This window comes from Bradyrhizobium sp. SHOUNA76 (assembly GCF_023006445.1).
Taxonomy (GTDB): domain Bacteria; phylum Pseudomonadota; class Alphaproteobacteria; order Rhizobiales; family Xanthobacteraceae; genus Bradyrhizobium.
In genome coordinates this window covers 1-11024 of record NZ_JALBHA010000180.1, presented here as the reverse complement: position 1 = coordinate 11024, position 11024 = coordinate 1, and the positions used below count along the sequence as shown (strand labels likewise).

Annotated in this window: 9 protein-coding genes and 1 pseudogene; 2 read left to right on the top strand and 8 right to left on the bottom strand. The window is 64.6% G+C overall.

Translation table 11 applies throughout. The annotated features are described in order from the left end of the window. From MOV74_RS19390 to MOV74_RS19365, 6 genes and pseudogenes are all read right to left on the bottom strand, one after another. A pseudogene (locus MOV74_RS19390) lies at positions 1-365 on the bottom strand (nucleoside phosphorylase); the annotation flags it as partial. Then, a complete protein-coding gene (shc, locus tag MOV74_RS19385) occupies positions 299-2266 on the bottom strand; it encodes a squalene--hopene cyclase (protein ID WP_246925708.1) in 1968 nt (655 codons plus the stop codon). The pseudogene MOV74_RS19390 and the gene shc, both read right to left, overlap by 67 nt. 63 nt (positions 2267-2329) lie before the next feature. After that, entirely contained in the window at positions 2330-3586 is a 1257-nt protein-coding gene (hpnE, locus tag MOV74_RS19380; protein WP_246925706.1) for a hydroxysqualene dehydroxylase HpnE, read from the bottom strand. Next, a complete protein-coding gene (hpnD, locus tag MOV74_RS19375) occupies positions 3586-4425 on the bottom strand; it encodes a presqualene diphosphate synthase HpnD (RefSeq protein ID WP_246925701.1) in 840 nt (279 codons plus the stop codon). The genes hpnE and hpnD overlap by 1 nt, the downstream gene beginning before the upstream one ends. Further along, positions 4415-5299: a squalene synthase HpnC gene (gene hpnC, locus MOV74_RS19370; RefSeq protein WP_246925698.1), complete on the bottom strand. Its 885-nt coding sequence runs from the start codon at positions 5297-5299 to the stop codon at positions 4415-4417. Before hpnC ends, hpnD begins: the two co-directional genes overlap by 11 nt. Before the next feature lie 192 nt (positions 5300-5491). Further along, positions 5492-5725 (bottom strand): hypothetical protein, encoded by a 234-nt coding sequence (locus tag MOV74_RS19365; RefSeq protein WP_018315694.1) that lies wholly within the window; start codon positions 5723-5725, stop codon positions 5492-5494. A 460-nt stretch (positions 5726-6185) separates the two neighbouring features. Between MOV74_RS19365 and MOV74_RS19360 the strand changes: the two genes are divergently transcribed. Next, positions 6186-6683, top strand: coding sequence for a hypothetical protein (locus MOV74_RS19360; protein ID WP_212081252.1), 498 nt, complete (start codon positions 6186-6188; stop codon positions 6681-6683). Between the two features lie 93 nt (positions 6684-6776). Continuing rightward, entirely contained in the window at positions 6777-7610 is an 834-nt protein-coding gene (locus tag MOV74_RS19355) for a hypothetical protein (RefSeq protein ID WP_246925696.1), read from the top strand. Positions 7611-8136: 526 nt separating this feature from the next. On the opposite strand, the gene MOV74_RS19350 is transcribed toward MOV74_RS19355, so the two are convergent. Together MOV74_RS19350 and MOV74_RS19345 are read right to left on the bottom strand one after the other, a co-directional pair. After that, entirely contained in the window at positions 8137-10503 is a 2367-nt protein-coding gene (locus MOV74_RS19350) for an RND family transporter (RefSeq protein ID WP_246925693.1), read from the bottom strand. A gap of 211 nt (positions 10504-10714) precedes the next feature. Then, positions 10715-11024, bottom strand: a 310-nt coding sequence (locus MOV74_RS19345) for an ethanolamine ammonia-lyase light chain EutC (RefSeq protein ID WP_246925690.1), incomplete at its 5' end; no start/stop codon positions are given.

The following is an 11024-nucleotide window of genomic DNA, read 5'->3' as shown; positions in this document are numbered from 1 at the left end:
GAGAGCCCCGCGGCCCAGCGGGTGTCGCCGGACAGCACTTCGGTCGCCAGCACGACGTCGCCGGAGCGCAGCGTCGGGTCGAGCCCGCCAGCCACGCCGAAGGAGATCACGCCGCGAATCGTATCAGGGTCCACCACCGTCAGAAGCGCCCGCAACTGGGTCGGGCTGCTGGATGAACAGATGACCGCCATCCCGGGCCCGGCCGCGATTCGGGCCTCCTGAACCAATCCAGTCACGATCAATATCGGCCGCGGGTCGATGGTATTACCCACGGTAAAATAGTCCCCCGTCCCCAAAGTCACATTCCGACCCCTACCACCCTGCTGTTGGTGTTCCGCAAGTTCCGATACCGCGCCAGCGCCCACAGCGGAAAGAACTTCGGGTAACCATGATACCGTAGATAGAACACGCGGGGGAAGCCCGTGGCGGTGTACCGCTGCTCGTCCCACAGTCCTTTTTCGTTCTGTGTTGCAATCAGGTACTCCACCCCCCGGGCGACGGCCGGGTGATCAACCTCGCCTGCCGCCATGAGAGCAAGCAAGGCCCATGCCGTTTGCGAGGCGGTCGAGGGGGCAGCCTCCCATCCCCGGTAGTCAAGGCGGTAGCTGACGGCGTCCTCGCCCCAGCCGCCGTCCTCGTTCTGGATCGAGGCCAGCCAGTCGGCGGCCTTCCGAATCATGGGATCGTCATGACGGATGCCGGCCATGTTCACGGCGCAGAGCACCGACCAGGTTCCATAGATGAAGTTCATGCCCCAGCGCCCATACCAGGACCCCTCCGGGTGCTGGGTCTTCCGGAGGTAGGCGACCCCGTCAGCCACGTGCTTGCTGGTCTTCTCGGTCTCGCCGAGCTGGGCCAGCATGGAGATGCAGCGTGCGGTGACGTCCTCGGTCGGCGGATCGAGCAGCGCGCCGTGGTCGGAGAACGGGATGTTGTTCAGGTAATATTCGAGATTGTTGACGTCGAAGGCGGCCCAGCCGCCGTCGTCGCTCTGCATCCCCTCGATCCACTCCCGGGCGCGGGCGATCGCGGCATCGTAGCCGGTGGCGCCGTGCTCCCGGCGCATGCGGTCCATCGACATCACCACCACGGCGGTGTCGTCGAGGTCGGGGTAATGCGCGTTGTTGTACTGGAAGGCCCAGCCGCCCGGACGCACGTCAGGCCGCTTCACCGCCCAGTCGCCCTTCACCTCGAGCTCTTGCCGCGGGATCAGCCAGTCGAGGCCCTGCTTGGCCGCCGGCACCGCCTTGTCGCCGCCGGCTTCCAGCAATGCGTGGGCGGTCAGCGTCGTGTCCCAGACCGGCGAGACGCAGGGCTGGCAATAGGCCTCGTCGCCGTTGATGACGAGCAGCTTGTCGATGCCGCGGCGGGTGATCGCACGCGGCGGGAAGGTCTCGTCCTTGCCGAGCGCGTCGTACATCATGACGATGTTGGCCATCGGCGGATAGATCGCGCCCATGCCGTCCTCGCCGTTGAGCCGCTCCTCGGTGAAGGCGAGCGCCGCATCGATGGCGCGCTTGCGCAGGCTCTTGGGAAACATCGGCTCGACCACGCGCAAGATGCCGTCGAGCGCGCGGAACAGCACGAACCAGGCCATGCTCTGGTGCGGTGCCTTCGCGGTCATGCCGATCGAGCGCGGATCCTGCAGGAACAGCTCGTCGATGCCGACGCCCAGCGGATTCTTCGCGCGCGGCTTCAGCGCTGCTAGCACCATCAACGGCACCATGGTGGTGCGCGCCCAATAGGAGATCTTGTTGAGGTGGAACGGCGACCAGAACGGCAGCAGCACGATCTCGATCGGCAACACCGGCACCGCGCGCCAGGTCACCACGCCGTACATCGCAAGCAGGAAGCGCGTGAAGACGTTGCTGTTGATGGCGCCACCGCGGGCATGGATCGCCTCGCGCGCACGCACCATGTGCGGGGCGTCGACGGAATCACCGATCATCTTCAGCGCGAAGTACGCCTTCACGCTGGCGCTCATGTCGAACTCGCCGTCATGCACCAGCGGCCAGCCGCCGTGAGCGCCCTGAACGCGGCGCAGATAGTTGCCGATCTTGGCCTCGAGCACGGTGTCGACCGGCTCGGCGAGAAAATGGCGCAGCAGGACGTATTCGGCCGGGATCGTGCAGTCGGCTTCGAGCTCGAACACCCAATGGCCGTCGGATTGCTGGAAGCCGAGGACGCCTTGCGTCGCCGACGCAATGCTCGATTCCAGGGTGCTTGAATCCAAGGTTTCGCGGCTGGTCGCGTTCACGGAATCCATCACGCTCGATTGCTCCGATAGTCGATTGAACTTGACCGGGACATTGCCCGTCAGGGCCGCTCTTCAGGATCCTTTGGCGGCCAAAACCAGATCGGCGGCGCGATCGCCTGACCGCACCGATCCCTCGATGGTTGCAGGCAATCCCGTAGCAGTCCAATCACCGGCGAGAAACAGGTTTTTCAGCGCAGTGACCGGCCCCGGACGCAGGGCATTCTGGGCCGGTGTTGCCGCAAATGTGGCACGGCGCTCACGCACGATCTGCCACGGAGGCAGCTCGCCGGAGACACCGCCGGCCTTGCAGACGTCGTTCCAGATCGCCTGCGCGAGTTCCTCGCGCGGCATGTCGACCAGACGGTCGCTATTGCTGATGGTGACGGAAAGCCGGTTCGGGAACGCAAACAGCCACTCCACGACGCCGCCGATCACGCCGAGGATCGGCGCCGAACCCGGCGGCGGGGCGATGCGGAAATGCGCATTCACGATGGCGCGGAATTCGGTCGGCGTCTTCAGCCCCGGCAACAGGCCCGCTGCAGCGCGCGGCGGCACCGCCATCACGACGACATCGCCCTTGCTGAGCTCGATCACGTCCTCGCCGCCGAAATTCAGTGCACTGGCCTTGCCGTCGCTGGTCGCAAACGAGCGCAGCTCATGGCCGAGCTGAACGGTGTGGCCACGTTCCTGCAAAAACTTCACCGCCGGCTCGATCAGCACGGCGCTGAGGCCGTCGCGCGCGATCAGGGGACGGCAGGCCTGCCCGCCAGCAAGCAGCGTCTCGCGCACGATCGCACCGGCAAGCCCGGCCGAGCCCTCGGGTGGATCGACGTTGAGCGCGGCGAGCAGGAGCGGCTGCACCAGGCGCTGATAGAGCACGCCTTCGGTAGGAATGGCCTTGCCGACCAATGTCTCTTCCGACGCCCAGATCAGCGGCGCCAGCTTCAGATAATCGATCAGCCCGGTGTCGGGCACGCGGCGGCTCTCGTCGAGCACCCAGGTCGGCAGCCGGCCGGTGCCGAGATCGATCTGCCAGCGCTGCCCGGTCTTGAGGTCGACGAAGGGAAACTGCGCGCTTTCAGGACCGACCAGCCCAGCCTCGGTGCCGATCGCGCGCGCATAGGCACGCGCGTGGCTGTTGCCCGACAGCAGCAGATGATTGCCGTTGTCGATGGTGAGATTGGTGGCGCCGTCGAAATAGGAGCGGCAACGGCCGCCGATCTGCTGCGTCGCCTCGTGCACGGCGACCTTGAAGCCGGCATTGGCGAGCCGAACGGCGGCGGAAAGGCCGGAAATTCCAGCACCGATGATGTGAGCTGTGTTTTGCATCAGATGAAAGCGTAGCGGAGCAGGATCAGGATACGTGTGACCTTTGACACACGCACCGGCTGGCGCGGCGCATTGAAACCGCGGGCGATCAGCAGATCCAGAATCGAATGATAGTATTTCGACATGATCCGCGGCGCGCGCACCGCGCGGCGCTTGTTGCGGTTCATGATCTCGTCCGACTTCTCGAAATGCATCTTCGCACGCTGCGTCAGCGGCAGGCAGACCTTCGGCAGCGCGCGCTCGGCGACCACGCGGTTCGGATCGTCGGAGGTGATGCCGGCATGCAGCAGCGCCTCGCGCGGCAGATAGAGCCGGCCGAGGCCGGCATCCTCGTCGATGTCGCGCAGGATGTTGGTGAGCTGAAGCGCGCGGCCCAAATGATAGGCGAGCTGGATCCCGTCTTCACCCGGCAGGCCAAATACCCGCACCGACAGCCGTCCCACGGCGCTGGCGACGCGATCGCAATAGAGGTCCAGCGTCGCCATGTCGGGCGCGCGGATGTCCTGCGGCACGTCCATCTCCATGCCGTCGACGATCGCCAGGAAATCCTCGCGCTTCAGGCCGAAGGTCTTCACCGAGGCGACGTAGTCCTTCAGCCGCGGCGGCGGGTGTCCCTGATAGAGTGCGTCGATGTCGTTGCGCCATTCCTGAAGCGCGGCGAGCCGCTCCTCGCGCGGACCGTCGGAATCGGCGATGTCGTCGACCTGGCGGCAGAAGCTGTAGATCTGGAACATCGCTTCGCGCTGGTCATGCGGCAGGATACGCATCGCGGCATAGAACGAGCTGCCGGATGCGGTCGAGCCATAATTGGCGCCGGGCGAGGTCGCCTCAAGCGTCATGTGCAGTCCCCGGTCTGGAAATGGCCTTGCGTCCGATCGCGCGACGGCCGACTTCGCCGATCATTCCGGCGAGGCTGAAAGTGAGCAGCTCGAACTTGTTCAGGTGCACGCGCTCGCGCAGGGGATCGCGCACCTTCAAGAGGCGCACGATGCGGTCGGCGTAGGCCTGGATCACCGAGACGTCGACGCCGAGGCGGAAATCCCGGATCTCGGCGCTCAGCGACCTGCCCTCGTCGAGCAACGCTTCGTTGCGGACGGCGAGCGCCTGCAGGCAGGCCAGCATCGCCGGCGGCGACTGCGACAGCCCGAGCTGCTCGACGGAGGCGCCGTGAGCTGCCAGCGCATCGCGCGGCAGATAGACGCGGTTGAGCTCGCGGAAATCCTTGCCGCAATCCTGCAAATGGTTGTTGATCTGGAGGCCCGCGCAGAGCGCATCCGATGCGGCCCAGGTCGAGGTGCTCTCGCCGTGGACGTCGAGCATGAAACGGCCGACCGGCATCGCCGAATAGCGGCAATAGTGAATGACCTCGTCCCAATTCTCGTAACGCAGCTTGGTCACGTCCATGCGGAACGCGACCAGCACGTCGAGCGCATGGCGCGGCGCCATGCCGCGTTCGGCGAGCGCGCGGCGCAGAGTCACGGCTTCGGCCTGGGTGTCGCCGTTGCCGAGCAGCTCCGCCTCGAGCAGGTCGAGATAAGCGAGCTTCTGGTCGGGCGGCAGCGTCGCGTGGTCGGCGATATCGTCGGCGGTGCGGACGAAATTGTAGTACGCCAGGATCAGGGCGCGATGACGCGGATGAATGATCCAGGACGCGACGGGAAAATTCTCGTCGCGGTCACCCTTGCCGGATCGCAATTCGCTCGCAGAGGTCATCGAGGGCTGGTTTACAATCGTTTGGATAGAAAGGGCTTCTTCGCTCGCGGGCTCATGCCGGCGATCCGCCGCGGTGCCCCCATATAGGGGAATACGGCCGCAAAACCAATCCTGTCTGTCGATGGCTGCCCGTTGCGGATCGCACCCGAAAAGGCGGCCCTGGGGCCGCCTGTTCTGGGCCAGTGGCCGAGCTTACTGGTTGTGGGTCTTCAGGACCTGGTCGCAGGCCTGCGAGATCTTGGCCCGGTTCTCCTTGAGGCAGGCCAGGATGGTGAAATCGCCCTGGTCGATGACCGGACGGCAGAACTTCTGCACGTCGCGCGTGCAGGCCTTCTGCTCGGCGTCCGTGCCACGCCCTTGCTGGGCGAACGCCGCCGTCGAAACAGATGCCGACAGCAGGGTGAGAGCGACGAGAAGCTTACGCATTGTATTCCTTCATTCTGACGGCAGAATCGCACCGGACCCGGACTGCACAGGGCGGATGACCGGAGCGGATTGTTCTGATGGCAAGTCGCCGCGGGAGGTGCGGCCTCAGAGAAGGCACAAGCACTGGCAAATGCGGCCAAATTGGCGCCGCACCCACCAAATCAGGTCTTCCCTGAACTCTCATTGGCAAATGTAAGAGATTGATACTACGTCATAATTCAGGGACGCTGCGTTTTACTGCATACCTGTTGCAGGGCTGCATCTCTCCGCCCCGCTTTTCCCGCCAGAAACATGCGGAAACAGGACAAATCGGCGAGCCCGAGCCTGGCGCGAGGCGTCGTGAACCGCCATCTCTGGCGGCTCGGCTTTGAACCTGACACTGGCTCGGAGCACTAAACTTTCGATGTGGCGAGACGTTCTCAAGGGTAGGCGGGCGTTGTTCCAAAACGGGATATTTGAGATGACATTCTTTGGGCGATCTGGACTGGCAATCAAGGCGGCGGGCATCGGAGCGGCGCTGCTCTTTTCGGTTTCGACAAGCCACGCTCAGTCGTCCGGCCCGTTTGCCGGCTTCGACGGCGCGTGGACCGGCACCGGCACGGTGTCGCTGTCCGACGGCTCCACCGAGCGCATTCGCTGCAAGGCCGACTACAAGGTCGCCGGCAGCGGCCTCAACCTGAAGCAGGCTCTGCACTGCGCCTCCGACAGCTACAAGTTCGACCTCACCAGCGACGTGACGAGCCAGGGCGAGCGCATCTCCGGCAATTGGAGCGAGTCCAGCCGCAACATCTTCGGCAACCTCCAGGGCACCGCCGGCGGCGGCCAGATCGACGTGTTCGTCGAGGCCAACGGTTTTGCCGCCAACCTCTCGCTGCGCACCAACGGCACCAAGCAGACGGTGCAGATCAGCTCCAAGGGCGAGATCCGCGGCGTCAACATCACCATGACGAAGAGCTGATCCTCTCTTCTCGGCCAAGAGAAATACGGCCCCCAGTTCTCGCGAGCCGGGGGCTTTTTGCTGGCACGAACTCACCAAGACGGACTTGCCGAGATGGACCCAATACGCAGACATCTGCTCAAGGCCGCCGGGCTCCTCATAGCCACCCGCGCCTTCGCCAATGATCGGCAGGGAGCGACCATGCAGCCTTCACCCGTGAAGCCGCGTCACGTGCTCTGCTTTCTCGGCAGGGACGATAAACTGCTGCAACCCTCGAAAGCGATGGCCAAGACCATCGCCGATTTCAACTTCGAGATCGACCGCACCTATTCGCAAGCCAAGCCCGATCCGCGCATGGAACGGTCGTTCGGCGTGTGCTGGGACCGCGTCTTCCCGAAAGCTTGGTCCGCATCCGACGAAGCCGCCGTGGCCAGCCACAAATCGGTCCTCTACGTGCAAAGCCCGCCGATCGATCAGCAGAAGTCGGCCGCCTATGCGGCCGCCGCCTTGCTGATCGTGGACGAGATGTTCGACGCAGGCGCCATTGCGGCGAAAGGCGAAAGCGCCGGCGTCGCCCATGGCGTCGCGCGGTGGCGCAGTCTCGCCGATCAGGCGCGCAAGGGCTCGAAGACCAGCCAGGGCCTGAGGATGACCCCCGCCGTCACGAAGGCGTGTCGTCTCGCGTTCGCCAAGCGCCCGCTCGCCGGCGATCGCTATTACGAGTCCGTCGGCTATCACCTCGTCGGCTTGCCGGAGGTTTATGTCGCGACATCGCGCGGCAGCGATCGGGACGCGGTCAAACTGATGGACGAGATCGCTGACGCCATGGCCGAGCACGGCATCGAGGCCACGCTGCGCGACCGAAAGCTCACGCTGTCGCGGGAGCAGGACTACGCCGAGAGCGATTTCAAGTTCAATCCGTACGGGATCGTCCGGATCGACGCGTGAGCGGAGATCGCCATCAGGACAAGCGCTGCGGCTGCGATCAGCGCAAAACCGACGGCGGCCCTATTGCCACCGACGCGCTGTGCAAACCGCGGCACGCAGAGCGCCGAGGTCAACAGCCCAATTGGCGTCATCGCGGCATTGGCCCCGATCAGAAGATCGCTGAATGGTTCCTTCTTGAGGACCAACGCGAGCAGCGGCGAAGACAGTCCCCGGTGATTGGAGCTAAACCGGAAGAGACAGGATCCCGCGAGTCGATGCGATCACCGGCAGGGTTTGACGCAAACTGATGCTCCGGCTTGACGCGCATGCAGCCGTCCTGGAGCTGCGGCTGTCACCCAAGGCGTTTCACAATGCCGTCGCTCGCCGCCTGTCCGCTGATCAGCGACATCCCAAACGACAATCTCGCAGCCCTTGGTTGAACAAGGTCGCGCAGCAAAGGTTCGTCAGCCGTGAAAAAGATCGGTCCCAAGCGCGTCTGTTGCGCTTGAGAACCCGAAGGACGCTCCACGTGCGAGCGCGATGGCGACTAGATCGCCGGCTTGTCGGTTCCCTGCAGCTTGGCATGCAGGTTGATCAGCCACATCGCCGTCGGCCTGAGGATGAAGAGGTCAGCGACCAGCGCCATCACCATCGAGAAGGCACTGAGCCACCCGAACAGCCGCAGCGACGGCAGGTCGGAGAACACGGTGACGACGAGGCCGCAGGCCAGCACCACCGTGGTCAGAATCAGCGCCGGTCCGACCAGCACGGTCGCCCGCTCCACCGCGAGCGCGGAGCCGACGCCCGGCCTGCTCTCGAGCCTGAGGCGATTGAGGAAGTGGATGGTGGCGCTCAAGCCCAACCCGAACGAGACGGTGAGCGCGACGACGCTGGCGAATTGAAGGCCCTCGCCCATCGCCCACAGCACCGTTCCCGACATCACGACGGGGAAGATGCCCGGCAGGATGCAGGCGAGCATCACGACCCAGGAGCGGAAGGCAAGGCCGATGAAGATCGCGACCAGCGCGAATTCGACGGTGAGCCCGCGGTTCAGCTTCTCGATCATGCTGGCCGAGTTGCGCGCGGCTATCGCGGCAAGACCGGTTACCGCGACCTCATAGCCGGGATGCTTCTTGCGGACGGCGTCGAGTTCGGAATCGAGCTTGTCGACGATCGGCAGAAGCTGGCTTGAATCCTTGTCCGGCACGCGGCCAGCCACCACGACTGCGTCCTGCTCGGCGTCGATGAAGCGCCGCACCAGATGCTCGGGGATGACGCTGACATATTCCTTCAGCGTCGCGACGTCGGCGCTGCCGGCCTTTTCCGCAAGCCAGCGGCGCAGGGTCTCGACCGACCAGACATTGCCGACACCGGCCGCCTTCTCCACGGTCGCATGCACGTCCGCGATGGTCTGGAGCGTCTCCGGCGAATAGAGCGATTCACCCTTCGGGAACTGGATCAGCACGTTGACCGGATTGGCGCCGGTGAGCTTGGCATCCAGCCGATCGCTGGCGGCGACTGCCTGACGCTTGTCCGGCACCTGGTCGGCGAGCCGGTAGCGCGGCTCCAGATTGGCGTAGATGACGCCGAGGCCGCCGACGAACAGCACCGCGATCAGGCTGAACAGGCCGGGCCGGCCCACCATGCGCACCGCGATCCAATAGCAGAAATTGCGCAGCGCCTGGACGCCGGCATCCGCGCTCTGGAACTTGACCGCGAACGTCTTCTCGTTGCGCACGAGCAGCACGCCGAACACCGGCACCAGCGACAGCACCGCGACCAGCGCGATGATGGTGGCGGCGAGGCCCGCCTCGCCGAACTTGCGGATCAGGTCGGAGTTGGAGAACTGGAGCGCGATGAAGGAAATGCCGGCGGTGCCGTGCGTCAGCACGCAGGCCGGTCCCACCACCAGCACGGCGTTCTTGAACGCGGTGAACTTGTCCTGGCCCGCGATCAGCCGGTCGCGCGCGGCGAAGGTGAGCTGCATCGAGTCCGAGAAACTGATGACCATGATGAGCGGCGTCATCACGTTCAGGAACATGTTGAGATTGAAATTGGCCCAGCCGAGCGCGCCGAGCGCCAGCAGGATCGCGATCATCGGCGGGAACGCCGCGGCGACCATGAACGAGATCTTGCGGAAGAAGATGATGGCGATGACGCAGCCGGCAAGGATGCCGAGGATGTTGTAGGTCAGCCCGTCGCGCTCGACCGCGTTCCGGATCTCGAGCTGCATCACGGGCACGCCGGAAAGCTGCACGTTGAGCCCGGTCTCGCTGAGATCCTCCTTCATCAGCGCGCGGATGTCGGCGACGGTCTTGGTCAGCTTGCTGGAGGCGACCACCTCCGGATCGAGCGACAGCACGATCAGCGCCAGCGTGCCGTCTTCCGACAGCAGCTTGCCGCGGATGATCTCGTTGTTTTTGACGGTCTCGATGAACTTGTCGTAGTCGGCGCCCTGGGGCAGCTCGGCCGGGAACAGTGCCGCCGGCAGCTTGCCCGGCGCCGGCGCCTGGCGCGCGGAAAAAAGCGAGACCAGTCCGCGCGTGCCTTCGACCAGCTGCATGTCGGTGACGAAGTCGCGCAGCTTCTCGAGATTATTCCGCGCCAGGAGGCTCTTGCCTTCGACCACGACGAGGACGTCGAATTCCTCGGCCGGGAACTTCTTCGTCACCTCTTCATATTGGTGGAATTCGCGGCTGTCGGAGCGAAACAGCTGCGACAGCGAATCGTCGATCTTGATCCGGTGGATGCCGAACACGGCGCCCACGATCAAGACGAGCAGGACGATGCAGGAAACGATCGGCGCCCGGACTGCGATCAGCCCCAGACGCTCCAGCCCGAAGGCGATCGAGGACGTAGGTCCCTGCTCGACCTTGTCGACATGAACCTCATTCTCGCTGTGCTTTTCGAGCATGCCTTATCCAGTTCCTAAATCGACTCGGTCTTGAGAGCTTGTCGCGCCCCGCGAACGGCTTGAAAACGCCATACCAATGGGAAGGCTTGCCCTTTGAAAATGCGCGGAAAATCGCCGTGGGGGGTTTAGCAGGTCAACCGGTCTTTTCGCAAGCAGGCGAAGTGTGGCCAAAATCGATCAAGAAGCGGCGATCTGGGCCCCTCGATGCCGGTCATCCGGGCGGGAATGTGCCAATTCGACGCGGCGCGCGGTCCGCGCTCTCGTCCTTCAGCGCCACGCCGCTGACCTGCCGCGCCAGCCCCTCGCGGACCAGCCAGGCGATCTTGAAGGCGGCCTCGTCATAGCTGAGCCCAGCGTGGTGGATGTTGGACACACAATTTCGCTCGGCATCGGTGCGGCCGGGCTTCGGCGCGAAAGTCAGATAGGCGCCGAGACTGTCGGGCGCAGACAGACCGGGCCGCTCGCCGATCAGCGTCGCCACCATGCGCGCGCCGAGAATCGCGCCGATCTCGTCGCCGAGC

Coding starts and splice junctions, on each gene's coding strand:
- shc (WP_246925708.1), bottom strand. CDS start 2,266: ATGGATTCCGTGAACGCGACCAGCCGCGAAACCTTGGATTCAAGCACC.
- hpnE (WP_246925706.1), bottom strand. CDS start 3,586: ATGCAAAACACAGCTCACATCATCGGTGCTGGAATTTCCGGCCTTTCC.
- hpnD (WP_246925701.1), bottom strand. CDS start 4,425: ATGACGCTTGAGGCGACCTCGCCCGGCGCCAATTATGGCTCGACCGCA.
- hpnC (WP_246925698.1), bottom strand. CDS start 5,299: ATGACCTCTGCGAGCGAATTGCGATCCGGCAAGGGTGACCGCGACGAG.
- MOV74_RS19365 (WP_018315694.1), bottom strand. CDS start 5,725: ATGCGTAAGCTTCTCGTCGCTCTCACCCTGCTGTCGGCATCTGTTTCG.
- MOV74_RS19360 (WP_212081252.1), top strand. CDS start 6,186: ATGACATTCTTTGGGCGATCTGGACTGGCAATCAAGGCGGCGGGCATC.
- MOV74_RS19355 (WP_246925696.1), top strand. CDS start 6,777: ATGGACCCAATACGCAGACATCTGCTCAAGGCCGCCGGGCTCCTCATA.
- MOV74_RS19350 (WP_246925693.1), bottom strand. CDS start 10,503: ATGCTCGAAAAGCACAGCGAGAATGAGGTTCATGTCGACAAGGTCGAG.